The organism is uncultured Allobosea sp., assembly GCF_945957345.1.
Taxonomy (GTDB): Bacteria; Pseudomonadota; Alphaproteobacteria; order Rhizobiales; family Beijerinckiaceae; genus Allobosea.
The window spans coordinates 1-24,140 of record NZ_CAMFKW010000061.1; the positions used below are offsets into that span (position 1 = coordinate 1).

24 protein-coding genes and 1 pseudogene are annotated in these 24,140 nt (G+C 66.3%); 14 read left to right on the forward strand and 11 right to left on the reverse strand.

The window, feature by feature from the left end; translation table 11 throughout:
- Positions 1–87 precede the first annotated feature (87 nt).
- The 5 genes and pseudogenes from Q0Q36_RS22040 to Q0Q36_RS22060 all read right to left on the reverse strand — a co-directional run bounded on the left by Q0Q36_RS22040 (position 88) and on the right by Q0Q36_RS22060 (position 4,760).
- Positions 88–819 carry an ABC transporter ATP-binding protein gene (locus Q0Q36_RS22040; RefSeq protein WP_293801475.1) on the reverse strand — a complete coding sequence of 244 codons (732 nt, stop codon included), beginning with the start codon at positions 817–819 and terminating at the stop codon, positions 88–90.
- 20 nt (positions 820–839) lie between these two features.
- Positions 840–1,682, reverse strand: a pseudogene (locus Q0Q36_RS22045) (ABC transporter ATP-binding protein); the annotation flags it as partial.
- Positions 1,682–3,097, reverse strand: a complete 1,416-nt coding sequence (livM, locus tag Q0Q36_RS22050) for a high-affinity branched-chain amino acid ABC transporter permease LivM (protein WP_293801479.1) — start codon at positions 3,095–3,097, stop codon at positions 1,682–1,684. The pseudogene Q0Q36_RS22045 and the gene livM, both read right to left, overlap by 1 nt.
- Before the next feature lie 4 nt (positions 3,098–3,101).
- The gene (locus Q0Q36_RS22055) at positions 3,102–4,025 is read right to left on the reverse strand and encodes a branched-chain amino acid ABC transporter permease LivH (protein WP_293801481.1); all 924 of its coding nucleotides are present in this window, start codon (positions 4,023–4,025) and stop codon (positions 3,102–3,104) included.
- Between the two features lie 408 nt (positions 4,026–4,433).
- Positions 4,434–4,760 (reverse strand): cupin domain-containing protein, encoded by a 327-nt coding sequence (locus Q0Q36_RS22060; protein WP_293801521.1) that lies wholly within the window; start codon positions 4,758–4,760, stop codon positions 4,434–4,436.
- Positions 4,761–5,049: 289 nt separating this feature from the next.
- On the opposite strand from Q0Q36_RS22060, the gene Q0Q36_RS22065 reads away from it, so the two are divergent.
- Positions 5,050–5,565, forward strand: a complete 516-nt coding sequence (locus Q0Q36_RS22065) for a flavin reductase family protein (RefSeq protein ID WP_293801483.1) — start codon at positions 5,050–5,052, stop codon at positions 5,563–5,565.
- 15 nt (positions 5,566–5,580) lie between these two features.
- Here Q0Q36_RS22065 and Q0Q36_RS22070 read toward each other — a convergent pair whose 3' ends face one another.
- Positions 5,581–5,991, reverse strand: coding sequence for a DUF126 domain-containing protein (locus Q0Q36_RS22070; protein WP_293801485.1), 411 nt, complete (start codon positions 5,989–5,991; stop codon positions 5,581–5,583).
- The gene (locus tag Q0Q36_RS22075; RefSeq protein ID WP_293801487.1) at positions 5,982–7,241 is read right to left on the reverse strand and encodes an aconitase X catalytic domain-containing protein; all 1,260 of its coding nucleotides are present in this window, start codon (positions 7,239–7,241) and stop codon (positions 5,982–5,984) included. Before Q0Q36_RS22075 ends, Q0Q36_RS22070 begins: the two co-directional genes overlap by 10 nt.
- Before the next feature lie 147 nt (positions 7,242–7,388).
- Between Q0Q36_RS22075 and Q0Q36_RS22080 the strand changes: the two genes are divergently transcribed.
- A complete protein-coding gene (locus Q0Q36_RS22080; protein ID WP_265060057.1) occupies positions 7,389–7,841 on the forward strand; it encodes a carbon monoxide dehydrogenase subunit G in 453 nt (150 codons plus the stop codon).
- 6 nt (positions 7,842–7,847) lie between these two features.
- Here the strand turns inward: Q0Q36_RS22080 and Q0Q36_RS22085 are convergent, their stop codons facing one another.
- The gene (locus Q0Q36_RS22085) at positions 7,848–9,203 is read right to left on the reverse strand and encodes a methyl-accepting chemotaxis protein (protein WP_293801489.1); all 1,356 of its coding nucleotides are present in this window, start codon (positions 9,201–9,203) and stop codon (positions 7,848–7,850) included.
- A 286-nt stretch (positions 9,204–9,489) separates the two neighbouring features.
- Between Q0Q36_RS22085 and Q0Q36_RS22090 the strand changes: the two genes are divergently transcribed.
- The 10 genes from Q0Q36_RS22090 to Q0Q36_RS22135 all read left to right on the forward strand — a co-directional run bounded on the left by Q0Q36_RS22090 (position 9,490) and on the right by Q0Q36_RS22135 (position 19,217).
- Positions 9,490–9,990, forward strand: a complete 501-nt coding sequence (locus Q0Q36_RS22090) for a (2Fe-2S)-binding protein (RefSeq protein ID WP_293801491.1) — start codon at positions 9,490–9,492, stop codon at positions 9,988–9,990.
- Between the two features lie 96 nt (positions 9,991–10,086).
- Positions 10,087–12,450: a xanthine dehydrogenase family protein molybdopterin-binding subunit gene (locus Q0Q36_RS22095; protein WP_293801493.1), complete on the forward strand. Its 2,364-nt coding sequence runs from the start codon at positions 10,087–10,089 to the stop codon at positions 12,448–12,450.
- 17 nt (positions 12,451–12,467) lie between these two features.
- The gene (locus tag Q0Q36_RS22100) at positions 12,468–13,271 is read left to right on the forward strand and encodes a xanthine dehydrogenase family protein subunit M (protein WP_293801495.1); all 804 of its coding nucleotides are present in this window, start codon (positions 12,468–12,470) and stop codon (positions 13,269–13,271) included.
- A gap of 120 nt (positions 13,272–13,391) precedes the next feature.
- Positions 13,392–14,306 carry a MoxR family ATPase gene (locus tag Q0Q36_RS22105; RefSeq protein WP_293801497.1) on the forward strand — a complete coding sequence of 305 codons (915 nt, stop codon included), beginning with the start codon at positions 13,392–13,394 and terminating at the stop codon, positions 14,304–14,306.
- Between the two features lie 33 nt (positions 14,307–14,339).
- Positions 14,340–14,720: a nuclear transport factor 2 family protein gene (locus tag Q0Q36_RS22110; protein WP_293801499.1), complete on the forward strand. Its 381-nt coding sequence runs from the start codon at positions 14,340–14,342 to the stop codon at positions 14,718–14,720.
- Complete coding sequence (locus Q0Q36_RS22115; protein ID WP_293801501.1) at positions 14,717–15,916, forward strand: VWA domain-containing protein; 1,200 nt, start codon at positions 14,717–14,719, stop codon at positions 15,914–15,916. The genes Q0Q36_RS22110 and Q0Q36_RS22115 overlap by 4 nt, the downstream gene beginning before the upstream one ends.
- A gap of 39 nt (positions 15,917–15,955) precedes the next feature.
- Positions 15,956–16,279 (forward strand): XdhC family protein, encoded by a 324-nt coding sequence (locus Q0Q36_RS22120; protein WP_293801503.1) that lies wholly within the window; start codon positions 15,956–15,958, stop codon positions 16,277–16,279.
- Between the two features lies 1 nt (position 16,280).
- Positions 16,281–16,910 (forward strand): LysE family translocator, encoded by a 630-nt coding sequence (locus Q0Q36_RS22125; protein WP_293801505.1) that lies wholly within the window; start codon positions 16,281–16,283, stop codon positions 16,908–16,910.
- A gap of 3 nt (positions 16,911–16,913) precedes the next feature.
- The gene (locus Q0Q36_RS22130) at positions 16,914–17,606 is read left to right on the forward strand and encodes an XdhC family protein (protein WP_293801507.1); all 693 of its coding nucleotides are present in this window, start codon (positions 16,914–16,916) and stop codon (positions 17,604–17,606) included.
- A 9-nt stretch (positions 17,607–17,615) separates the two neighbouring features.
- Positions 17,616–19,217, forward strand: coding sequence for a molybdopterin-binding/glycosyltransferase family 2 protein (locus Q0Q36_RS22135; protein ID WP_293801509.1), 1,602 nt, complete (start codon positions 17,616–17,618; stop codon positions 19,215–19,217).
- Between the two features lie 12 nt (positions 19,218–19,229).
- Here the strand turns inward: Q0Q36_RS22135 and bcsS are convergent, their stop codons facing one another.
- Complete coding sequence (gene bcsS / locus Q0Q36_RS22140; RefSeq protein WP_293801511.1) at positions 19,230–19,973, reverse strand: cellulose biosynthesis protein BcsS; 744 nt, start codon at positions 19,971–19,973, stop codon at positions 19,230–19,232.
- 158 nt (positions 19,974–20,131) lie between these two features.
- On the opposite strand from bcsS, the gene Q0Q36_RS22145 reads away from it, so the two are divergent.
- On the forward strand, positions 20,132–20,401 hold the full coding sequence (locus Q0Q36_RS22145) for an usg protein (protein WP_293801513.1): 270 nt from the start codon (positions 20,132–20,134) through the stop codon (positions 20,399–20,401).
- Positions 20,402–20,520: 119 nt separating this feature from the next.
- A complete protein-coding gene (locus tag Q0Q36_RS22150) occupies positions 20,521–21,120 on the forward strand; it encodes an exopolysaccharide biosynthesis protein (protein WP_293801515.1) in 600 nt (199 codons plus the stop codon).
- Between the two features lie 30 nt (positions 21,121–21,150).
- Here Q0Q36_RS22150 and Q0Q36_RS22155 read toward each other — a convergent pair whose 3' ends face one another.
- The gene (locus Q0Q36_RS22155; protein ID WP_293801517.1) at positions 21,151–23,331 is read right to left on the reverse strand and encodes an EAL domain-containing protein; all 2,181 of its coding nucleotides are present in this window, start codon (positions 23,329–23,331) and stop codon (positions 21,151–21,153) included.
- Between the two features lie 134 nt (positions 23,332–23,465).
- The coding region (locus tag Q0Q36_RS22160) for a peptidase (RefSeq protein ID WP_293801519.1) at positions 23,466–24,140 on the reverse strand (675 nt) is incomplete at its 5' end.

Genomic DNA, 24,140 nt, shown 5'->3' on the forward strand with positions numbered 1-24,140 from the left:
CCATCCAGGCGAGCCAGCCGCCCATGACGACCGTGACCAGCAGGAAGAGCCAGATCGTCGGTTCTTCGTAGAGGATGCCCTGCATCGTCAGTGCCTCCCGCCTTCGAGATAAGCCGCCCGTACCTGCGGATTGGCAAGCAGATCCTTGCCGCTGCCGCTCATCGTGATGACGCCGTTGACCATCACATAGCCGCGATGAGCGAGCTTCAGCGCATGGAAGGCGTTCTGTTCGACCAGGAAGACGGTCAGCCCCTGCGTCCTGTTGAGCTCGCGGATCGCCTCGAAGATCTGCTTGACGATGAGGGGGGCGAGGCCGAGCGAGGGCTCGTCGAGCAGCAGGAGCTTCGGGCGTGCCATCAGGGCACGTGCGATCGCGACCATCTGCTGCTCGCCGCCCGAGAGCGTGCCGCCGCGCTGCTGCAGCCGCTCCTTGATGCGCGGGAAGAGCACGCAGATCTTTTCGAGATCCTCGTCGAAATGCTCGAAATTGCGGACGGCGGCGCCCATCTGCAGGTTCTCGAACACCGTCATGCGCGGGAAGATGCGTCTTCCTTCGGGAGACTGCGCTATGCCCAGGCGCGCGATCTCGTGGCTCGGCATGCGCGTGATGTCCCGGCCCTCATAGGTGACCGAGCCTTCTCGGGCCTGCGGATTGCCGAAGATCGTCATCATCAGCGTGGATTTTCCGGCGCCGTTGGCGCCGATCATCGTGACGATCTCGCCGGCATTGACGTCGATGTCGACGCCTTTCAGGGCGATGATCTTGCCGTAATAGGTCTTGACGCCGCGGACGGCGAGCAGGGGCTGGGCTGCAGTCACGAGATGCCGACCTCCGCTTCGACCTCTTCGACCTCCTCGTCATCGACGCCGAGATAGGCGGCGATGACTTTCGGGTCGGCCTGTACTTCGGCCGGCGTGCCGTCGGCGATCTTGGTGCCGTAATCGAGGACCACGACGTGGTCCGAAATTTCCATGACGACCGACATGTCGTGCTCGATCAGCAGCAGCGCCGTGCCCAGGTCCTTGCGGATCGAGAGCAGCAGCGTGTTGAGGTCGAGGCTTTCGCGCGGGTTGAGGCCCGCAGCCGGCTCGTCCAGACAGAGCAGGACCGGGTCGGTGCACATCGCGCGTGCGATCTCCAGCCGGCGCTGGTCGCCATAGGGCAGGTCTGCGGCCGGATCGTCGGCGCGGTGGGTGAGGTTGATCTTGTCGAGCCAGAACTTGGCCTTCTCGATCGCCTCCTTCTCGCGCGCCTTGTAGCCGCCGACGCCAAGGATACCGAGGACGGAGAAGCCGGAGGCCAGCATCAGCGGGTTGTGCTGGGCGACCAGCAGGTTCTCCAGCACCGTCATGCCGCCGAAGAGGCGGATGTTCTGGAAGGTGCGGGCGACCTTGGCCTTCCAGGATATCTGGAAGTCCGGCATGCGCTCGAGCAGATAGCTCGAGCCGTCGTCATGGTTGAGCGAGATCATGCCCTGCGTCGGCTTGTAGAAGCCGGTGATGCAGTTGAAGACCGTGGTCTTGCCGGCGCCGTTGGGGCCGATCAGAGCCGTGATCTCGCCCTTGCGGGCCTGGAAGGAGAGGGCGTTGACGGCGGTGAGGCCGCCGAAGCGCATGGTGACCTGCTCGACCTCCAGCAGGGCGCGGCCCTGCGGGGTCAGTTGGGGAGCGATCGTGGCCATCAGCCGTGCCCCTCCTGCACCATATCGGCAGAGATCTTCTTCTTCTCCTTGAGGAAGGCGGTGGGCTCGCGGGTCGAGATCAGGCCGCGCGGCTTCCAGATCATGATCACGACCATGGCGAAGCCGAAGATCAGCATGCGGTACTTCGTCGGGTCGAAGTCGTTGCCAAGGCCCGGGATCTGCAGGCCGAAAAGACTGATGCCCGTCTTCATCCATTCGAGCTCGCGCAGGAGCTCGGTGCCGCCGATCATTGCGATCGCGGCGATGGCGCAGCCCCAGAGCGAGCCCATGCCGCCGAGGACGACGATGGCCAGGATCACGGCCGATTCCATGAAGACGAAGGATTCAGGCGAGATGAAGCCTTGCCGCGCCGAGAAGAACGCTCCGGCGAAGCCACCGAACATGGCGCCGATCGAGAAGGCGGTGAGCTTGGTGTTGGTGGTGTTGATGCCGAGCGAGCGGCAGGCGATCTCGTCCTCGCGCAGCGCCTCCCAGGCGCGCCCTACGGGTAAGCGGCGCAGGCGCAGCGTGACGAAGGCGGTGAGCAGCGCGAGGCAAAGGATCAGGTAGTAGAGGAAGATCGTTCGGTAGAGCGGGGTGAACTCCAGACCGAAAACGGCGGCGAAACCGTTATCCGCCGCCGTGAAGGGTATGCCGAAGAAGGTGGGGCGGGGAATGCCGGAAATGCCGGCATAGCCGTTCGAGAACTCGGTCCAGTTGATCAGGACGAGGCGGATGATCTCGCCGAAGGCCAGCGTCACGATGGCGAGGTAGTCGCCACGCAGACGCAGCACGGGGAAGCCGAGCAGCATGCCCCAGAAGGCGGCCAGGATGCCGGCGAGCGGCAGCAGGATCCAGAAGGACAGGCCGAAATTCTTGGCGAGCAGCGCATAGGAATAGGCGCCGACGGCATAGAAGGCGACATAGCCGAGATCGAGCAGGCCGGCGAGGCCGACGACGATGTTCAGGCCCCAGCCGAGCATGACGTAGATCAGGATCTGGACGCCGAAATTGTCGATCCATTTCAGCGCGCCGCCCCAGCCGGCCAGCCCGATCGCGATCGCCGGGAAGGTGACGAGAAAGCCCAGTCCGAAGAGCGAGAAGACGCGCGAATGGCGCTGGAAGAAGGCGATGGTGCCATGCGGCAGGATGCGTATCCCAGCCTTGCCCTCTTGCTGGCCCTGCTTGCGCAAAGCCACCAGAAAGCGGCCGACGAAGACGATGCCGACGGCCCAGGCGACGGCGTCCCAGCGCGGGTCCAGCACCAGGACATTGTCCATGTTCTGGCGCGTGCCCCAGGCGATGATCGGGATGCAGAGGCCCAGTGTCACGAAGGCGGCGAAGCCGGCCTCCTTGAAGGCTGCCTTCAGGTCGCGGCCGGGAGCGGCCGTGTTTGCAGTCGGGTTGTTTGCCATGGCGTCAGACCTTCTCGACTTCCGGGCGCCCGAGCAGGCCGGAGGGCATGAAGACCAGCACCAGCGCCAGGATGCAGAAGGCGGCGACGTCCTTGTAGTCGATGGTGAAATAGGCCGACCACATCACCTCGATCAGCCCGATCAGCAGGCCGCCGATGACGGCGCCGGGAAGCGAGCCGATGCCGCCGAGCACCGCCGCCGTGAAGGCCTTGACGCCCGGCGTGAAGCCGTCGGCGAAGTTCACGACGCCGTAGAGCACGAGGTACATCACGCCGGCCACCGCGGCGAGCGCGGCGCCCATCACGAAGGTGATCGAGATCGTGCGGTCGACATCGATGCCGAGGAGGGCGGCCATCTTGCGGTCCTGCTCGCAGGCGCGCTGGGCCCGGCCGAGCGGGGTCTTCTGGACGATGTACCAGAAGGCCGCGAGCAGCGCCGCCGTCGTCAGGATGATGACGATCTGCTTGTAGGAGATCTGGACCGAGTAGACCGAGCTCTCGATCAGCGTGATCGACTTGTTGAGCAGCGGCGGGATCGACTTGTTGCGCGGGCCCTGCACCACCTGCACGAAGTTCACCAGGAAGATCGACATGCCGATCGCCGAGATCAGCGGCGCAAGGCGGAAGGAGCCGCGCAGGGGCCGGTAGGCGACTCGCTCGATCGTCCAGTTCCAGAGCGAAGTGAAGAACATCGCCAGAGCCAGGACGATGACGAGCGCCAACAGGATCATGCCGGCGCTCGTGCCCAGAACCGCGGTGACCAGCATGAAGAAGATCAGCGCGATGAAGGCGGAGAGCATGAAAATGTCGCCGTGGGCGAAGTTCACCATGCCGATGATGCCGAAGACCATCGTGTAACCGATGGCGATGAGACCGTAGATCGATCCCAGTGTCAGCCCGTTGATGAGCTGCTGCAGGAAGACTTCCATGAAAACGCCGACCCCTCGAACCAGCTCCCGTTCTCGTCGTCGGCATGACACCGGCGCATGCGGGATGCGATTGCTGTGCAGAGCTACCAACGGCTCGTGCCGGGGACAATCGCTCCGCGCCAAATTTCTGTCAAAAGCAATTACGAACGAAACGATGCGAAAATGTGCAGAATACTCTGCCGGGGAGCGTGTCTTTGGCGCATGATGATTGCGCTATGGGCGGCGAAATTTTGGCTGGAGTGCATTTTCTGCCATTGCGGCGACGATGGTCTGTCATGCGCCGGAGGACAGATTATCCCAAAGACGAATATGAAAAGCCGATAGTCGGATCGGGAAAATGCATGGACCCGCGCCGCACCGACGCCGGTTTTGGTGGTGCACGCGAGGACTGCCGTGCTGCCGTCTTGATCACGGCAACGTGAGCTCCTTGAGGGCGCCGGGCTGCTTCACTTCGATCTCGACGAAGGCGATCGGGTGGTCCGAGCCGTTCATCACGTCGTGCCGGATGCCGGCAGGCCGCATATACGCCTGTCCTTGCGCCAGCGGCACATCCGAGACCTCCGTACCATTGTGGATTCTCAACGTTCCCGCGACGAGCATCACGACGAAATAGGGCCAGCCATGCTCGTGCCAGCCGGTCACGGCGCCGGGCTCGAAATCCCAGCGGGTGATCCGAATCGTCTCGTCGTCCTGCTGGACGGTCGGCTTTGCGGGAATCGTGCAGGTGAAGGCCATCGGCGTCTCCTCGCTCGGAATGCCGGCTCGCCGGCTGTCCCGATCAGGCTCCGGCCCGGCCGTGGCGGCCGACATGATTCGAGCCTGCTGGATGGTCATCGGGATATCAAGCCGTTACGCGATTGCCCGCGGTCTCTGCGATCCCGTTAACGGAAGAGGCAGGGCTTGCTGCTATATCCGTGGGCACGTTGGAGCGAGCCGTCGGCCCCGCCATGCTGGCGCCGGCGGCCTCAAGTCTCTACATGGACAGCAGTTCCGCGGGAACCGGGACACCGAACCGATCGAGCCGATGACGAAGACCGTTCATCCCATGCCGTCGCTGGACCACCCGGATGCCCACGCTTTCCGCGATGCCATGGCGCAGGTCGCGAGCGCGGTGCATGTCGTTACAGCCGATGGGCCGGGAGGGCGCATCGGACTGACAGCGACGGCCGTCGCCTCCGTCTCCGATTCACCGCCGACGGTGCTGGTCTGCATCGCCCGGGGCAGCCGCACGCTGGCTGCGATCGAGGCGAGCGGGGCGTTCTGCATCAACACGCTGCCCGAGCAACTCGTCGACCTCGCCGAGATATTTGCCAGCCGGCGGGGAGTCGAGGGCGAGGCGCGCTTCGACACCGCTCGCTGGGGCAGGCTCGCCACCGGCGCGCCAGTCCTGCTCGACGCGGTCTCGGCCTTCGACTGCCGCCTGATCGCGACGCATGACGTCGCCAGCCATCGCATCGTGATCGGCGAGGTTGCCGGTCTCGGCGGCGCCGGGCACGGGGCGGGGCTGATCTACAGGCACCGCCGCTTCAGTGCGGTTTAGAAGGCGGCTTCCGCCTCAATCGACGCTGATCAGACCCTCTGCCGAAATCGTGATCCTGCGGTCGCCCAGTGGCGCCTGGGCAGCTGCCGGCAGGCGAAATGCCGGCGGCGTCGGCCAGCCCATCTCGCGGGCGACGACGAGGCCAAGCAGCAGGATCGCATCCGGCGCATCCATCAGCAGCGCCGCGGGTGCCTTGCCGGCATGGACCAGCTCCAGCAGCACGGCCGAGGCCGAGGACGAGCCGATCGTGCCGGGCAGGGCGAGAATGCGGCCGGCGATATTCTGCCCGCGCTCGGGATGGCGGGCATCGATGATCGCGCCGCTGGCGGGATCGACGCCGCCCCAGAAGCTGATCGGGGCGGTAAGGGCCAGGCAGGCGCCGCTAACGGCATCGCCGGGCAGGAGGATTTCCGCCTTCAACTCCATGCGCGGATCTCCCTGACGAGCCGGCCGGCGACCGCGCTTTCGACGCATTCCGAGAGCGAGCCATAGGTCACGGCGTAGCCGGTATTGCCAGGCGCGTAATGGGCGAATTTGCCGGAATTGGTCATCAGCACCGCGCCCTCCAACTCCGGCAGGATCGGCGTGACGACGACGCAGGTGTCGACGACGAAGATCACGCCTGCCGCCTCCAGTGCGCTGCGGCGTCCGTGAGCCTCCAGCGGGCCGACGACATGGCGGCCGGTATTGGCATAGAGCGGCTTCTTCAGCCGGCGCCCCGCTATCAAACGCTCGAGCGCGTCGATCTCGGCCAGCGAGAGATGCGGAGAGCCGATGGCAATCGCATCGACGCGATCGGTTTGTCCTGCCGTCGAAAGGCGGGCGAGGGCGGTGGCGATGTCGGCGGGTGTTAGCACGATCGTTTCGTGCGGAGCGCCGCCAGCCAGCGCCGTTGCCACGTCTGGAGCCTCGGGTGTCACGCCCGCGACATGGAAGAGCCCGACGCCGCCGGCCGAGGCGGCTGCCGCGCCGAGCGCCTTGAGCCGGTCTTCGCTGGTGCAGCCCTGCAGGCCGTCGATCACGGCGACATCGCTGCCGGCGCGGCGGCCGAGGATCGTGCCGAGCACGGGATAGAACACGTCTGAGGAGCGGAGTTCGCGGGAGACCCTGCCGACATCGATGAGCAGGGTCGCGACCCGATTCTCCGGGCGATGGAGGCCGTAATTCGGGGCGCGTCCGGCGATGGCGCAGGCGATATCGAGGAAATCGCCATAGCGGTTGGTCCGGGCACCGAGCACGGAATTGCAGAATACGACCGCGTTGGATTCGCCCCAGGCGACGTCGCTGCCCTGGGCCGGACGATGGCCGGCCTGATAGGGCGCGCAGGTCCAGCTAGGCTCGCAGCCCATGGCTTCATAGGCGCGCATCATGCGCCGGGCCATGTCCCGCTCATGCGACGGCAGCCGGATCGCAGCACAGCCGGCCGGCGCGAGCGAACCGACATTCAGGCTGGCCCGCACGCCGACGCGGGCGCCGCCCGCGACCAGCTTCTCCGCGAAAAGCGTGCCGGAATCGCCATGATAGAGCGCGCCGTCGATATGGGCGGAGGCGATCGGGATCAGGCGCGGCGCACCCATCAGGCGGGCGGCCTCGGCGACGATCCGCATTGCCATGGTCGCGCCTTCCCCGGCAGCGCCGCCGGCGATCTCGCGTTCGTCGGTGGTGAGTTCCAGCATCGGATCTCCCGGGCTGTGCAGAAGCTCCCGGCCGGCGCCTCTTGTGCAGGCGGGGGCTTTGCGACCATGGATAGGGAACTGGATAACCTTCGAACCGCGCCGGCCGCAATCGTCCGCGCCGCTGTTCTACTGCTCGGGAGATGCGCCATGGCGATGACGATGAATGGCGAGGCGACGCTGCCGGCCGCCAAGGATGTGGTCTGGGCCAAGCTCAACGATCCCGAGGTGCTCAAGGCCTGCATCCCCGGCTGCGAGCAACTCACCAAGGATGACGACACGCATCTCTCCGCCGTGGTGAAGGTCAAGCTCGGCCCGGTGAAGGCAACGTTCAAGGGCAAGGTCGAGCTCAGCGAACTCGATCCGCCGAACGGCTACCGCATCTCGGGCGAGGGCGAGGGCGGAATCGCCGGCTTCGCCAAGGGGGGCGCGCGGGTCATGCTGAGCGATGCCGAAGGCGGTCAGACCCTGCTGCGCTACGAGGTCGAGGCGCAGGTCGGCGGCAAGCTGATGCAGCTTGGCTCGCGCCTGATCGATTCGGTCTCGAAGAAGCTCGCCGACGAGTTTTTCGCCAATTTCGCCAAGGCGGTGAGCGAGGGCTGAGGAGACTCAGGAGGCTTCGCGCAAGGCTGCCAGCGCCTGGGTGACCGCCGCCTCGGCGGCGCCGATCTGGCGCGCGATGCCGGCGGCGGCGGCATTGGCCCGCTCCAGCGCTGCATGGGTCGTGTCGAGGCTGCCATTGACGACATTGGCGCTTTCGATCGCCTCGTCGGAGCTGTCGGCGACGAGCGCGGCGTCATGCGCGATCATGGCGGTGACCTTGCTCTGCTGGGTGACCGCTTCCGAGATCGCCTCGGAATCGAGGCGGATGGCATCGACGGTGGCTGCGATCGCGGTCGCATGGGTGCCGCAGGCCTCGGCGCTCGCGGCGAGCTCGGCGATCTGACCGGCGATGTCCTGCGTCGCGCTGGCTGTCTGGGTCGCGAGCGACTTCACCTCCGCGGCGACGACGGCGAAGCCGCGCCTCGCCTCGCCAGCCCGGGCGGCCTCGATCGTTGCGTTGAGGGCGAGCAGATTGGTCTGTGCTGCGATATCGGCGATCATGCCGACGACCTTGCCGATGCTGCCGGTCGCTTCCCGCAAGCGGACGACCGCCGCGTTCATTTCGCCGGCATCGATCACCGCCTGTTGGGTGATCGACAGGCTTTGCCAGGCGCGCTGGCCGATATCGGCGATATTGGCCGACATCTCCTCGGTCGCGGCGGCGGTCTGCAGCGACTTTTCGCGCACGACCACCGAAGCGCTGGCGACCTTGCCGACGGTGTCCTTGATGAAGCTGGTCGTCCGTCCGGTCTCGCTGGCCGTGACGACGAACTCCTCGACGGCGTTGCTGATCGTGTCGTCGAGCTCGGCGATGCGCGTCCTGAGCTTGGCCGCCGCCTCGTCGAGAATGGAGCCGCGGCGGCGGGCGTCGTCCTCCTCGATCTCCTGGCTGATCGTCATCGCGGTATTGACGTCATAGGTCAGGATCCGCTCGATGATGAAGAGATCCTCGGCGAATTTCTCGCGTGAGACGAGTGCGCGCGTTCGGCTCGCAAGGCAGATGTCGCGCACCAGCGAGAAGGCGATCGAGGCGCGGGCGCGGGTGCGGACATTGGCCTGCCGCTCGAGCTGGCAGAGCCGGTCCATCGAGGCGATATAAGTCGCGTCGAAGACGCCTGAGAACAGCAGGCGGAAATGGTCGGCCTCGGCGGCATAGAGAGCCTCGGCGACCGGCAGAACCGTTTCGCGAAGCGGCGGGTGGATGACGAAGGCTCGGTCGAAATCGGCCTGGACCAATCCCCCGATGAGACGATCGACGAGCGGCCGGTAGCGCTGCAAGCGCTCGCGCTGTGCCTCTCCATAGCCGATCGCCCTCAGGCGACGCTGGATCTGGTCCATGATCAAGGGCACGAAGTCGCTCATGTGGGGAGGCCTGCCACGTGAGCAGCCTCGCAGGGGCTCATTAAGAATTCGCCAATATGCGCAGCGGGAAGAGCGGAGATGCAAAACCGTCTCGGATTCGGCGAAAATCGGGACCTTCGGAACGCGCCGTTCCGCTTGACCCCGGAAAAACGCGGGTCCACATTCGATTTTGAGCTGTTCCAAGGAGAGCCCGCCTGATGAGGCCGGCCGCTCCGAGGTTTCAGCACGGTCCAGTCCCAGGGAGGGGGCGGACCGGCGTCAGAGACGGGTCACAGGAGATATGCTCATGGCCACTGTTTCGCTGACGGTGAACGGCAAAGCCGTCACCGCCAACATCGACCCGCGCACCCTGCTGGTGCAGTTCCTGCGAGAGAACCTGCGGCTGACCGGGACCCATGTCGGCTGCGACACCAGCCAGTGCGGCGCCTGCCTCGTGCATCTCGACGGCAAGGCGGTGAAATCCTGCACGACGCTCGCCGTCTCCGTGGACGGCGCTTCCGTGACGACGATCGAGGGACTCGCTTCCGGCGACAAGCTGCATCCGATGCAGGAGGCCTTCCGCGAGCATCATGGCCTGCAATGCGGCTTCTGCACGCCGGGCATGATCATGTCCGCCGTCGATATGGTGAACCGCCGCGGCCACGACATCGACGAGAAGACGATCCGCGAGGATCTCGACGGCAATATCTGCCGCTGCACCGGCTACCACAATATCGTCAAGGCGATCGCCGCCGGGGCCGAGGCCATGGGCAAGGGCGCGGCGCCCGCCCGGCAGGCCGCCGAGTGAGACAGCCGCCCGCGCCTCGAGGTGCGGGCTCTTCGTCATTCATGCGTTCCATGCAGTGAGGCGCCCGGCAGAGGCGCCGTGCGAGGAGGGAACACCATGTCCGCCACCGGAATCGGCGCCGCAGTCCGCCGCAAGGAAGATCACCGTTTCATCACCGGCCAGGGCCGCTATACCGACGACGTCAACCGGCCGGGCCAGGCACACGCCTATTTCCTGCGCTCGCCGCATGCGCATGCCAAGATCAAGTCGATCGATACCAAGGCCGCTTCCGGCATGCCGGGGGTGCTCGGCATCTTCACCGGGGACGACCTCGCCACCGACAAGATCGGCGGGCTGATCTGCGGCTGGATGATCCACAACAAGGACGGCTCGCCGATGCGTGCCGGCCCGCATCCGGCGCTGGCCCAGGGCAAGGTGCGCTATGTCGGCGACCACGTCGCCGTCGTGGTGGCCGAGACGTTGGCGCAGGCGCGCGATGCGGCCGAGGCGATCGCGGTCGATTATCAGGAACTGCCGGCGGTGGTCGACACCGCCAAGGCGATCGGCGCCAAGACCGTGGTCCATGACGAGGCGCCCGACAACAGCGTGTTCAACTGGCATCTCGGCGACAAGGAGGCGACCGAGAAGGCCTTCAAGGCCGCCAAGCACGTCACCAAGATCGATCTCGTCAACAACCGGCTGGTGCCGAACGCGATGGAGCCCCGCGCGGCTGTCGGCGATTACGATGCGGGCGACGGCATCTTCACGCTCTACACCACCAGCCAGAACCCGCATGTCGCGCGGCTCGTGCTGTCGGCCTTCATCGGCATCGCGCCGGAAAACAAACTCAGAGTGATTGCGCCGGATGTCGGCGGTGGCTTCGGCTCGAAGATCTTCATCTATGCCGAGGAGACGGTCTGCGTCTGGGCGGCGAAGAAGGTCGGGCGGCCGGTGAAATGGACGGCGGACCGGACGGAAGCGTTCCTCTCCGACGCGCATGGCCGCGACCATGTCACTCATGCGGAACTCGCGACCGATGCCGAGGGCAAGATCCTGGGCATGAAGGTGCACACCACCGCCAATCTCGGCGCCTATCTCTCGACCTTCTCCTCCTCGGTGCCGACCTATCTCTACGCGCCGCTCTTGTCGGGCCAGTACGACATCCCGGCGATCTATTGCGAGGTCGACGCGGTCTATACCAACACCGCCCCGGTCGATGCCTATCGCGGCGCCGGGCGGCCGGAGGCGACCTTCGTGGTCGAGCGCCTGATCGAGGTCACAGCCCGCCAGCTCGGCAAGGACCCGGCCAAGTTCCGGATGCAGAACTACATCAAGAAGTTCCCGCACCAGACGCCGGTCATCATGATGTACGATGCCGGCAATTACGGCGCCTCGCTGAAGAAGGCGCTGGAGATGATCGACTACAAAGGGCTGGGCAAGCGCAAGCGCGACTCGGCGCGTGCCGGCAAGCTGCGCGGCATCGGCTTTTCCTCCTATATCGAGGCTTGCGGCATCGCGCCTTCCGCCGCGGTGGGCTCGCTCGGCGCCGGCGTGGGCCTGTGGGAATCGGCCGAGGTCCGGGTCAACCCGGTCGGGACGGTCGAGGTGCTCACCGGCTCGCACAGTCATGGCCAGGGCCATGAGACGACCTTCGCCCAGCTCGTCTCGGACCGGCTCGGCATTCCCATCGACAACGTCTCGATCGTCCATGGCGACACCGACAAGGTGCAGATGGGCATGGGCACCTACGGCTCGCGGTCGGGCGCGGTCGGTATGTCGGCGATCTTCAAGGCCATCGACAAGGTCATCGCCAAGGGCAAGAAGGTCGCCGCCCATGTGCTGGAGGCCGACGAGGCCGATATCGATTTCGCGGACGGGCATTTCGCGGTGAAGGGCACCGACCGCAAGCTCGATTTCGGTTCCTGCGCGCTGCAGGCCTATGTCGCGCACAAGTTCAACGGGCAGGAGCTGGAGCCGGGGCTGAAGGAGGGGGCGTTCTACGACCCGACCAACTTCACCTTCCCGGCCGGCGTCCATATCTGCGAGGTCGAGATCGATCCCGAGACCGGCGTGACCAGGATCGAGCGCTGGGCCGCCGTCGACGATTTCGGCAATGTCATCAACCCGATGATCGTCGAAGGGCAGGTCCATGGCGGCATCGCCCAGGGTGTCGGCCAGGCTTTGCTGGAAGGCGCCCGCTACAATGCCGACGGCCAGCTCGTGACCGCGAGCTTCATGGATTACACCATGCCGCGCGCCGACGACCTGCCGTCCTTCGATGTCGGGATGACCGTGACGCCGTGTCCGTCGAACCCGCTGGGCATCAAGGGCTGCGGCGAGGCAGGGGCCATCGCCTCGCCGCCCGCCGTCATCAACGCCATCACCGACGCGCTTGGCCATGAGGACATCGCGATGCCGGCGACGCCGCAGGCGGTGTGGCGCGCGGCGCAGAAGTCGATCAGCCGCCAGGCGGCCGAGTGAGCTGAAAGGACAGGTCCATGTACGCTTTCACCTATCACAAGCCCACCAGCGCCCGGCAGGCGGCGACGCTGCTCGCCAAGAAGGAGGACGCCAAGCTGCTGGCCGGCGGCCATACCCTGCTGCCGACGATGAAGCAGCGGCTGGCCTCGCCCTCGGCGCTGGTCGACCTCGGCGCTTGCTCCGACCTTAAGGGCATCAGCCGCAAGGGCCGCAACCTCGTCATCGGCGCGATGACGACCCACGCGGAAGTGGCGAATTCAGCCGAGGTGCAGGAGGCGATCCCCGCGCTCGCCTTCCTCGCCGGCAGCATCGGTGATCCGCATGTGCGCCATCGCGGCACGATCGGTGGCTCGGTCGCCAATAACGACCCGGCGGCGGATTACCCGGCGGCGCTTCTGGCGCTCGGCGCCACCGTCGTCACCAGCAAGCGCAAGCTGACGGCCGAGGAGTTCTTCACCGGGCTCTATGAGACCGCGCTGGAGGAAGGCGAGATCATCACCAAGGTCTCGTTTCCGCTGGTTTCGAAGGCGGGCTATGCCAAGTTCCGCAACCCGGCCTCGCGCTATGCCATGGTCGGCGTCTTCGTCGCCAAGCGCGGCAGCGATATCCGCGTGACGGTGACGGGTGCGGGCGAGGGCGGCGTCTTCCGCTGGCCGGAAGCGGAGGCCGCGCTCAAGGCTCGCTTCGCGCCGAAATCGCTGGATGGACTGAAGCACACCGCCAAGGGCATCAATGGCGATATCCATGCGGATGCCGAATACCGCGCTCATCTCATCGGCGTGATGGCCAAGCAAGCCGTGGCGCAGGCGACGGGGAAGTAGGCAAGGCGCGTTGACTTCGCGCGCGTCATGGCCGGGCTTGACCCGGCCATCTCGTTCAGGACCTTACTTGCCTTCGATCAAGAGATGCCCGGGATATGCCCGGGCATGACGCAGGTTGTCATGTCTTCTCCTCTTCCTTCCTCCATCGATGCGACGCTCGCGCTGCTTCAATCGCAGGGCTATGTCGCCGACCGTGCGCTCGCGACCGTGTTGTTCCTGGCGCTCCGGATGAAGCGGCCACTCCTGCTGGAAGGCGAGGCCGGCACCGGCAAGACCGAGATCGCCAAGGTTTTGGCCGCTGGGCTCGGCCGCCGATTGATCCGTTTGCAGTGCTATGAGGGGCTCGATCTCGCCTCCGCCGTCTATGAATGGAACTATGCCGGGCAGATGATGGCGATCCGGCTGGCGGAGGCCGGTGGCGCAGCGGGGGACCGCGACCGGCTGGAAGGGGACATCTTCTCCGAGAAATATCTGGTGAAGCGGCCGTTGCTGCAGGCGCTGGAGCCGCAGGAGGGCGGGGCGCCGATCCTGCTGATTGACGAACTCGACCGCACCGATGAGGCGTTCGAGGCCTTCCTGCTCGAGGTGCTGGCCGATGCGCAGGTGACGATCCCCGAGCTCGGCACGATCCGGGCGGCCGAGCCGCCGATCGTGATTCTGACCTCGAACCGCACCCGCGAGATCCACGACGCGCTGAAGCGTCGCTGCCTCTATCACTGGGTCGGCTACCCCGATGCCCCGCGCGAGCTGGCGATCCTGAAAGCGAAGGTGCCGGATGCCCCGGCCAAGCTGTCGAAGCAGCTCGTCGCCTTCGTGCAGGCGATCCGCAAGGAAGAGCTGTTCAAGGCGCCGGGCGTCGCCGAGACGCTGGACTGGGCGACGGCGCTGGTCGAGCTCGACGCGGTCGCGCTCGATCCGGCCATCGTTTCCGATACGCTGGGCGCATTGCTGAAGTATCAGGACGATATCCAGGCGATGCAGGGCTCGCAGGTGAAAGAGCTGCTGGATCGGGCCAAGGCGGAGGCGGGGCGCTAGGATTCCTGCGCCGCGAAGCGAGAGGGTGCTGCCATGAACGCCGATATCAAGGCCGTCGAGGCGACCGTCCGGACCTATCTCGACGGGCTCTACGAGGGCGATGCCGAGAAGCTCGCCCATGTCTTCCATCCGACCAGCGCTCTGACCACGGCGCGCGACGACGGCGCGATCCAGATCGTGACGCGCGATGACTGGCTCGACGCCGTGCGCAACCGGCCGGCGCCGCAGGCGGCCGGAATGCAGCGCGACGACCATATCCTGACGATCGATCTGGTCGGGCCGACGCTGGCGCTGGTCAAGGTCAAGTGCCAGATGCCGCCGCGCTATTTCACCGACCTGCTCTCGCTGCTGAAGATCGAGAGCCGCTGGCAGATCGTCCAGAAGGTATTCATGACGGAGACGCGGGGCGCGTGAGCGGCAGGCTTGCCGAGAACATCGCCTATTTCGCTCGTGCCTTGCGCGCGGCGGGGTTGCCGGTCGGGCCGGGCGCCGTGGTCGAGGCGATCGCGGCTCTGGAGGGCGGTGCCCTCGGCGGGCGCGACGACGTCTATTGGGCGCTGCATGCGATCTTCGTGAAGAAGCATGAGGATTCACCCATCTACGATCAGGCCTTCCGGCTGTTCTGGCGCCGGCGCAACCTGATCGAGAAGATCATGGCGCAGATGTCGCCGGTGTCGCCCCGCGCCGACAGCCAGCCGGAAAAGGCCGAGGCCGGGGCGCTGCGCGTGGCGGAAGCCTTCGCGCCGCCGCCGCGCGAGGATGAGCCGCCGAAGGAACTGACCGAGCTGACGGCGCGGCTCACGGTCTCCGATCGCGAGATGCTCAAATCGCGCGATTTCGCCCAGATGAGTGCGGCCGAGATCGCGCGTGCCAAGCAACTCATCGCCGAGCTCAGGCTGCCCGACGACAGCATCGTGACGCGCCGTTTCCGGCCGGCGCATCGGGGCACGCGCATCGATCCGCGCCGGACGTTCCGGCAGTCGCTGCGTGGTGGTGGCGCCTCGATCGACCTCGCCTTCCGCGAGCGGCGCGAGGTGCATCCGCCGATCGTGGCGCTGGTCGATATCTCCGGCTCGATGGCCGAGTATTCGCGCATCTTCCTGCATTTCCTGCATGCGCTGACCGAGAAGCGCCGGCGCGTGCATTCCTTCGTCTTCGGCACGCGCCTGACCAATGTGACGCGGATGCTGCGGGCACGCGACCCCGATGACGCGCTGGCGCTCGCGGGCAAGGCCGCGCCGGACTGGGAGGGCGGCACGCGCATCGCGACCGCCCTGCACGATTTCAACCGCATCTGGTCGCGGCGCGTGCTGGCCGGCGGGGCGATCGTGCTGCTCTTCACTGACGGGCTGGAGCGGCACCTTGACGGCAGCCTGGGTTTCGAGATGGACCGGCTGCATCGCTCCTGCCGGCAACTGGTCTGGCTCAACCCGCTGCTGCGCTACGACGCCTTCGCAGCGCGGGCCAGCGGCATCCGGGCGATGCTGCCGCATGTCGACTCGTTCCGGCCGATCCATAACCTCGCGGCGATGGCCGATCTCTGCGCCGCGCTTTCGCTGGATGCAGGGCGGGAGAGCGATCCGCGCCTGTGGTTGAAGAAGGCCGGTTGAGGCATGATGTCAGGTGCTATTCAGGCGTAGGGTGACATCATGATCAGCACCGAAACCGATATCCTGCGCGCGGCCGAGGATTGGGTGCGCGGCGGCCGTGGCGTCGCCATCGCGACGGTGGTTGAGACCTGGGGCTCGGCGCCGCGCCCCGTCGGCTCGCATCTCGTCATCGACGGTGACGGGAATTTCCTCGGTTCGGTCTCGGGCGGCTGCGTCGAGGGTGCCGTGGTGGCCGAGGCCGCCGACGTCATCGCCGACGGCAAGGCGCGTATGCTGGAGTTCGGCGTTGCCGACGAGACGGCCTGGCAGGTCGGGCTCTCCTGCGGCGGGCGCATCAAGGTCTATGTCGAGAAGGTGAATTGAGATGGCCTCTTGGGAAACCCTCGTCGCCTTCGCGACGGTGACCATCCTCGTCGCCTATTTTCCGGGGCCGGCGCTGCTCTACACCGCCGCCCAGACGATCAGTCATGGTCGCAAGGCCGGGCTGATGGCGATGCTCGGCATCCATCTCGGCTGCTATTTGCATGTCTTCGCCGCCGCCTTCGGACTTTCGGCCGTGTTCAAGCATGTGCCGGAACTCTACATGGCCGTTAAGATCGCGGGCGCGCTCTATCTGATCTGGATCGGCGTCGGCATGATCCGCTCGCGCCTGGGCTCGCCCGAGCAGCCGGTCGCCCCGCCCAAGACGGTGAAGCGGGCGCTACTCGATTCCTTCATCGTCGAGGTGCTGAACCCGAAGGTCGCGCTGTTCTTCATCGCGCTCCTGCCGCAGTTCGTCGATCCGGCAGCGGCGCTGCCGGTCTGGGCGCAGTTCCTGATCCTCGGAATGGTCGTGAATTTCGCCTTCTCCTCGGCCGATCTCGTCACCGTCTTCGGCGCCTCGCTTGTCGTCGGCGCGATGAAGAAGACCAGGGCGAGCTTCGCCTTCGGGCGCTGGATCGGCGGTTCGCTGATGATCGCGCTCGGGCTGAAGCTCGCGACGGACAGGGGCTGAGTGGTGGAGCTTTCGACCCTTGCCGCGCTCAACGAGGAGCGACAGGCGCGCCGCGCGGCGGTATTGGTGAGCGACCTCGCCAGCGGCAATCAGAGGCTGGTGAAGCAGGATGCGATCCCCGGCGATCCGCTGGCGGAATTGCTGGAGCGGCAACTGCGCTCGGGCAAGAGCGGGATGATCGAGGCCGAGGGTACATCCTATTTCCTGACCGTGCAGGCGCCGCATCCGCGCGTGGTGGTGACAGGCGCCGTTCATATCTCGCAGGCGATGGCGCCGATGGCGCGGGCGCTCGATCTCGATCTCATCGTGATCGATCCGCGCACCGCCTTCGCCACGCCCGAGCGCTTCCCTGAAGTGACGCTGCTCGCGGAATGGCCGGAGGAGGCGCTTCCGCGGATCGGGCTCGACGCCTATACCGCCTTCGTCGCGCTGACGCATGATCCGAAGATCGATGATCCCGGCCTCGTCGCGGCCCTCCGCTCGGACTGCTTCTATGTCGGCGCGCTCGGCAGCCGGAAGACGCATGGCCGGCGGTTGGAGCGATTGACGGAAGCCGGCTTTGACGAGACGGCGATGGGCCGCATCCATGCGCCGATCGGGCTCGATATCGGCGCGGTCTCGCCTGCCGAGATCGCGCTTGCGATCCTGGCCGAGATCGTCGCGACGCTGCGCGGCCCGCGCCGCAAGCCGGTCTAGGTTCGCGCGATGAAATTCGGACCGGTCGCCATCGCGGATGCCGTCGGCTGTATCGCGGCGCATACCATCCGGGCCGACGGGACCATCGTGAAGAAGGGCGCGACCGTCACGGCGGAACTCGCCGCAAAGCTCAAGGCCGCCGGGGTCGCCGAGATCGTCGCAGTCCGGCTGGAGCCCGGCGATATCGACGAGAATGCCGCAGCGGCTCAACTGGCCGAGCGTATGGTCGGCGAGGCGATCATGGCGGAACCGCCCTTCACCGGACGGGTCAACATGTTCGCCACGCAAGCGGGCGTGCTGCGCATCGATGTCGCGGCGATCGATACCTTCAACGCGGTGGACGAAGCGATCACGGTCGCAACACTGCCGGCGCTGAAGGCGGTCGTGGCAGGCGAGCTCGTCGCTACCGTGAAGATCATCCCCTATGCGGTGCCACAGGAGCTTGTCGAACAGGCGCTTGCCGCACTGGGCAGCGCCGCGCCGGTCTCGGTCGCTGTCTATCGCCCGGCGAACGTGGCGGTGATCTCGACGCTGCTGCCGGGGCTGAAGCCGAGCGTGGTCGACAAGACTCTGCGCATCATGCGGGATCGGCTGGAACCGGCGAGTGCGGTGCTGGCTGCCGACAAGCGCGTCCCGCACGAAGCCGAGCCATTGGCCTCGGCCATCGCCGAGCAGGCGGCTGGCAAGGCCGATATCATCGTCGTCTTCGGCGCCTCCGCCATCACCGATCGACGCGACGTGATCCCGCAAGCGCTGGTCGAGGCTGGTGGCGAGGTCGAGCATCTCGGCATGCCGGTCGATCCAGGCAACCTGCTGATGCTCGGCAGCATCGACGGTAAGCCGGTGATCGGCGCGCCCGGTTGCGCCCGCTCGCCCAAGGAAAACAGCTTCGACTGGGTGCTGCAGCGCTATCTGGCCGGCGTTCCCGTCGGCCGCAGCGATGTGCAGAAGATGGGGGTCGGCGGCCTGCTGATGGAGATCGTCTCGCGGCCGCAGCCGCGTGCTCCGGGTTCCGCCGAGGGCGGCCCGCTCGCGGGTGTCGTGCTGGCGGCCGGGCAATCGACGCGGATGGGTGCGCAGAACAAGCTGCTGCAGCCGCTGCGTGGCAAGCCGATCCTGCGTCATGCCGTCGAGGCGCAACTGGAAGCGGGCTTGAGTCCGGTCATCGTGGTGACCGGCCATCAGCGCGCGGAGGTCGAAGCCGCCCTGTCCGATCTGTCGGTGCGTCTCGTGCATAATCCCGATTACGCCTCGGGACTGGCGAGCTCGCTGAAGGCGGGTGTGGCGGCGCTGGCCTCGGATGTTCCAGCCGCGGTGATCTCGCTCGGTGACATGCCGAACGTCACGCCGTCCGTGATCGAGCGCCTGACGGAGGCGCATCGGGCTCAACCCCAGGCGCTGGCGGCTGTGCCGACCCTGTTCGGTCAGCGCGGCAATCCAGTGCTGCTCACGCGGGCGATCTTCCCGGCGGTGTCACTGTTGAGCGGCGATCGCGGTGCCAGGCGGCTGCTCGACGAAGCCGGGGAGCGCGTCATCGACGTCGCCTTCGAGGATCCTGCCATCGCGATCGATGTCGATACGCCGGAAGCGCTGAAGGCGTTGCGGGGCTGAGGGCTCGGCGCCTCAGCGTAGCCAGTGCAGCCCGAGCGTGCCGTAATAGGCGGAGGATCGGTCGCTCGTCGATTGCAGACCGCCCGACAGGCGCCATTCCAGGCCGAGGAAGCGCAGGCCGGTGAGATGCATGCCGAGACGCAGTTTGCGGTAATCGCGCTCGCGATAGATTTCGAATTCGGGGCCGAGATAGAAGCCCGCCGGCATCTGCCAGCCCGGCGCGATCCGGGTCCAGTAGCGCCCGTTCAGCGAGGATACGTAGCCATTGGCTTGGATGACCGCTCCGGGCGAGGGGACGATCCAGAGATCGGCCTGCACTCTGGCGCCGTAGCGTGTGCCGACGAAGGAGGGGCCGAAGGACTCGATCCGCTGCTCGCTCTCGGTATCGGAGCCGGCGTAGAGCGCGAGAAAGCTGTCGCCGACGCGCCATTCGTAGCCGAGCAACGCCTGCGACTCGGCCTTGTAGGTCACGCCATGCGGCTTGTGGCGGCGGGTCTGCTCCTGCGCGCCGCCGGCCTTGACGAAGAAGCGGAAGCCACTCTGGGAGAGTCCTCCGCCGATGGCGCGTTTCATGCCGACGGAGAGGAAGGTCTTCCTCGGCCCGGCTTCCATGGAGCCGAAGATCACCATCGAGAGCGGGCTGCGCTCGGCTTCCTCTCCCTCTTCTTCTTCCTGGGCGCTGGCCGAGCAGAACGTGGCGGCGGCGAAACTCATCGCCAGCCCGGCCAGTCCGGCCTTGCCCACTCGGTACGCCACGCAAGTCCCCACGCCCGTCGTCGCGCATGCTGCCTTGCGGCAGCCTGCCTCAGGATTGCAGCAGTTTGGCAGTAGGCTGGCAAGCCTTTGTTAACCAGACGGGAGCAGGCTCGATCTACCCGGCAAAGCTTTCAGTCCTTAACGGAGGGGAGGTGGCGATGGTTTCGACCGATTTCATGCGGCAACTCGAAGGCTATGGCCTGACGACGGCGACGATCCTTTACCGGATGCCGGATCATCTCAGCGTCCTGCAGACCTATATCTGGCAGCAATACGATCTGGCGCCACGCTTCCCGGTGCTCAAGGACTTCCTGAAATTCTGGAAGCGCGAGCTGGAGGGGCCGCTTCACTCCGTTACGATCGCTCATTCACGCCTGATCAAGCCTGCGGAAATCCGCACTGTGAACGGTGTGCTGACCTTGCACTGAACGCTTGGCGGGACGGCCGGCCCTGAGCCTGGGGCATTGAAAGCCTGCGCCGGGCTCGCTTGTTGGCCGGGCTCCGGCTGTGCTAGGCGGGCGCTTCCGCTTCGGCACGGCCTGTTCCTTTGTCATCTCCTCTGCGTACATCCGGACTTCTGACGGCGCTGGCAGGTCTGCCCGGGGAGCGCATTGCCGTGGGCACGATCATCGCCGCGCTGCAGGACCGGGCCTATGCGCTGCTGGTCGTCCTGCTCGGCCTGCCCAACTGTCTGCCGATGCCACCGCCGATCCCGCTGGTCTGCGGGCTGGTGCTTGCCTTCGTCGCCATGCAGATGCTGACGGGACGGCGTATGCCATGGCTGCCACAGGCGCTGCTCGCACGCAGCATCGGCAAGCCGGAGCTCAATCGGGCGGTCGCGCGGGCGCTGCCGGCGCTGACCTGGCTTGAGCGCTTCTCGCAGCCGCGCCTGACGATGCTGGGCGGAACCTGGGCTATTCCCGTGCTCGGGCTGGTGATCCTGATCCTGGCGCTCGGCCTGATCGTGGCCGCGCCCTTCATCGGGCAGATTCCGCTCGGGCTTGCGGTCTGCCTCGTCGGGCTCGGCCTCGTCGAGCGCGACGGGGTGCTGATCATCATCGGTGCTGTGGTCGGTGCTGCCGGCCTGCTGCTCAGCGCGGGCTTTGCCTACGCGATCTTCAGCGGCATCCACGAGCTGTTCTTCTAGAGGTCCGCCGCCCGTCCGGCTCGTGGGTCGTCAGGCGGCGGCGAGGATTTCGGCGAAGGGATTGTCCAGGCGCAGCAGGCGGTCGATCTCCGTCGCTGGCACCGCCTTGGAGAAGAGGAAGCCCTGCAATTCGTGGCAGCCGATCGCCTGCAGGAAGCGGTGCTGCTCGGCGGTTTCGACGCCTTCGGCGCAGACGCGCAGGCCGAGAGCACGCCCGAGATGGGCCATGGAATGAACGAGAATCGCGGATTCGCCGGTCGCTTCCATGTATTCGAGGAAGGAGCGGTCGATCTTGATCTTGTCGAAGGCGAAGCGCCGTAGGTAGATCAAGCTCGAATAGCCGGTGCCGAAATCGTCGAGCGCCAGGCCGACGCCGTGTGCGCGGATATCCATCATCGCGGCTTCCGCCGCATCGGCATCCTCGATCAGCACGCCTTCCGTCAGTTCGAGTTCGAGCTGGGCCGGGTCGAAATCCGTCTCCGCGATGGTGCGGATGACGTTGGCGACGAAGTCCTTGTGGCGGAACTGGATCGGCGAGACGTTGACCGCGAGGCGGATGCCTTTCCAACGCTTGGCCTCGGTGCAGGCGCGCCGGAGCACCCATTCGCTGAGCGGCACGATCAGGCCGCGCTCCTCGGCGATAGCGATGAAGTCCGATGGCGGAACCATGCCATGGACAGGGTGCTGCCAGCGGACCAAGGCCTCGACACCGACGATCGTCGATCCGTCGACGGAGACCTGTGGTTGGTAGTGCAGCATGAGCTGGTCATTATCGATGGCGTGGCGCAGGTCATCCTCGACCATGCGCTTGAGCTGCATCGAGCGGTTCATCTGCGACTCGAAGAAGGAATAGCGGTTGCGGCCGCTGTTCTTGGCTTCGTAGAGCGCGGTGTCTGCGAGCTTGAGCAGGGCCTCCCGGCTAGAGCCATCGCGCGGCGCCATGGCGATGCCGATCGACGAGCCGATGGTGACCTCGGCGCCCGTGATGGTGAAGGGCTCGGTGAGGCTGGCGAGGATGCGTTCGCCGAGCGCGGCGCAGCCGGCGGGCGTCGCGGAATGGGTCTGGATGATGCCGAACTCGTCGCCGCCGAGCCGCGCGACCGTATCACCGACCTGGACCGCGCCGGAGAGGCGGACCGCGACTTGCCGGATCAGCTCGTCTCCGGCGGTATGGCCATAGGTGTCGTTGACGGCCTTGAAGCGATCGAGGTCGATCAGAAGCACCGCCAGGCTCGGGCCGTCATCGTCCTGGATATGGGCGAGGGTCTGGTCGAGCGTCAGGTCGAAGCTGCGGCGGTTCGGCAGGAGGGAGAGCTCGTCCTGCCCGGCCAGGCGCTGGATCTGGCGTTCGCGCAGCTCGATCTGCTCGGCCGAGGCGCGCAGGCGCTGGACCACGAAGATGAAGATGGCGGAGAAGAGCAGCGCGACCGCGATGAGAGCCCAGAGGAAACGGCGCAGCATGACATCGCCGGGACGGGCCGGCGACCATGCGAGCCAGGCGCCGATCTTGCCGTCAGCCGTGCGCAGGCCGAGTTTCGACAGCGGATCAGCCGGCGGCGTGGTCATCAGCTCGATGTCGGCGATGCGGTTGCGGTCGGCAAGGTCCGAGAGCATGGCGTTGGACAGGTGCCGGTAAGCCACGAAGGATAGCGGTGTCGGGCTGGTTCCGGAGGTGAACGCCGTCATCCGCGACAGGTCGATCACCGTCAGGATCAGGGTCTCGTCGCCGTCGGTCGTGATGGTCGAGCGGGCTGCGCCGAACTGGGGTGAGACCTCGTCGCCGATCACGGTGGCGACGAAGGAGCTTTTCGCGGCGCGCTGCAGCGCCTCGATATGGCGCGGGCCTTCCAGCGAGGCGTGATCGATGCTGGTGGGGTTCTCGACCCAGGCCAGCACTGCTCCGCCAGTGCCGTCGATATAGGCGCCGTCGAAATCCATCAGCTGGCTGCCGAGGCGCTTGAGGGCTGCCTGAAGCACCGAGGGAGGGCCGGGCTGCTGCAGAGCTTCGGGCAGGTCGCCGGCGGCGACGAGCCGCTCCAGTCGCAACTCGCTCAGCTTGATCTGGGCATTGACGGCAGCCTCGATCCGCTCGCCCTGGCGCTGCGCCTCGAGCCGGTTAGCTTCGCGGGTGATGGCGACGACGACGCCGATCCCCGCCGCCATGAGCAGCAGGAAAGCGCAGCCCAGCGTGACCACGGTGCTCGCGAACATGCGAGCGGAAGAACCCGCATTCGTCATCTTCGCGGCAGGGAATGCGGGCATTACTCGTCCAGAAATCTGTCGTCGTCCTGCGACTTAAGGCCTGAAGTGTTGATATCCCGTTGCCTGCGGCAGGGGGGCGGGGGTCAAGCTCCCGGAGGCGCATAGGGCGGGCGCGGGATTGCCATATGGGCGGCCCGCAGCGCAGCCGACCAGCGCTCGCGCAGATCGTGAAAATAGGGCTCGCCCGCCTCGATCCGGCGGTTGAGCTCGAAATCGTCGGCGTCGCGTCTGATAACGACGAGGTCGATCGGCAGGCCGACGCCGAGATTGGAGCGCATCGTCGAATCCATCGAGATCAGCCCGACCTTGAGCGCGTCATAGAGATGGGTCTTGTAGGTGACGGCGCGGTCGAGGATCGGCTTGCCGTATTTGTGCTCGCCGATCTGCAGGAACGGAGAGTCGATGCCGCATTCGATGAAGTTGCCGGCGCTGTAGACCATGAACAGGCGCATCGGCTGGCCCTTGATCTGGCCGCCGAACAGCATCCCGATCTCGAACTTCACGCCGGCATCTTCCAGAGCGGGCCCGTCGATCTCGCGGACATGGCGGATGCAGCGGCCGACGAGCTGGGCTGCCCTGAACATCGAGCTGGCATTCTGCAGCGTGTCGAGCTCGCCGGTCTCAGGGTTGGGCAGCCCCTCATGCAGGAAGCTCACCACCGATTGGGTGATCGAGAGGTTGCCGGCCGTCATCAGGCCGAAATTGCGGTCGCCCGGCCAGTTGAAGACATGCAGCTTGCGGAAGGTCGAGATGTCGTC

Coding starts and splice junctions, on each gene's coding strand:
- Q0Q36_RS22145 (WP_293801513.1), top strand. CDS start 20,132: ATGGTTTCGACCGATTTCATGCGGCAACTCGAAGGCTATGGCCTGACG.
- Q0Q36_RS22090 (WP_293801491.1), top strand. CDS start 9,490: ATGGCCACTGTTTCGCTGACGGTGAACGGCAAAGCCGTCACCGCCAAC.
- Q0Q36_RS22120 (WP_293801503.1), top strand. CDS start 15,956: ATGATCAGCACCGAAACCGATATCCTGCGCGCGGCCGAGGATTGGGTG.
- Q0Q36_RS22080 (WP_265060057.1), top strand. CDS start 7,389: ATGGCGATGACGATGAATGGCGAGGCGACGCTGCCGGCCGCCAAGGAT.
- Q0Q36_RS22155 (WP_293801517.1), bottom strand. CDS start 23,331: ATGTTCGCGAGCACCGTGGTCACGCTGGGCTGCGCTTTCCTGCTGCTC.
- Q0Q36_RS22105 (WP_293801497.1), top strand. CDS start 13,392: ATGTCTTCTCCTCTTCCTTCCTCCATCGATGCGACGCTCGCGCTGCTT.
- livM (WP_293801479.1), bottom strand. CDS start 3,097: ATGGCAAACAACCCGACTGCAAACACGGCCGCTCCCGGCCGCGACCTG.
- Q0Q36_RS22110 (WP_293801499.1), top strand. CDS start 14,340: ATGAACGCCGATATCAAGGCCGTCGAGGCGACCGTCCGGACCTATCTC.
- Q0Q36_RS22070 (WP_293801485.1), bottom strand. CDS start 5,991: ATGGAGTTGAAGGCGGAAATCCTCCTGCCCGGCGATGCCGTTAGCGGC.
- Q0Q36_RS22055 (WP_293801481.1), bottom strand. CDS start 4,025: ATGGAAGTCTTCCTGCAGCAGCTCATCAACGGGCTGACACTGGGATCG.
- Q0Q36_RS22095 (WP_293801493.1), top strand. CDS start 10,087: ATGTCCGCCACCGGAATCGGCGCCGCAGTCCGCCGCAAGGAAGATCAC.
- Q0Q36_RS22135 (WP_293801509.1), top strand. CDS start 17,616: ATGAAATTCGGACCGGTCGCCATCGCGGATGCCGTCGGCTGTATCGCG.
- Q0Q36_RS22100 (WP_293801495.1), top strand. CDS start 12,468: ATGTACGCTTTCACCTATCACAAGCCCACCAGCGCCCGGCAGGCGGCG.
- Q0Q36_RS22060 (WP_293801521.1), bottom strand. CDS start 4,760: ATGGCCTTCACCTGCACGATTCCCGCAAAGCCGACCGTCCAGCAGGAC.
- Q0Q36_RS22065 (WP_293801483.1), top strand. CDS start 5,050: ATGACGAAGACCGTTCATCCCATGCCGTCGCTGGACCACCCGGATGCC.
- Q0Q36_RS22125 (WP_293801505.1), top strand. CDS start 16,281: ATGGCCTCTTGGGAAACCCTCGTCGCCTTCGCGACGGTGACCATCCTC.
- Q0Q36_RS22075 (WP_293801487.1), bottom strand. CDS start 7,241: ATGCTGGAACTCACCACCGACGAACGCGAGATCGCCGGCGGCGCTGCC.
- Q0Q36_RS22085 (WP_293801489.1), bottom strand. CDS start 9,203: ATGAGCGACTTCGTGCCCTTGATCATGGACCAGATCCAGCGTCGCCTG.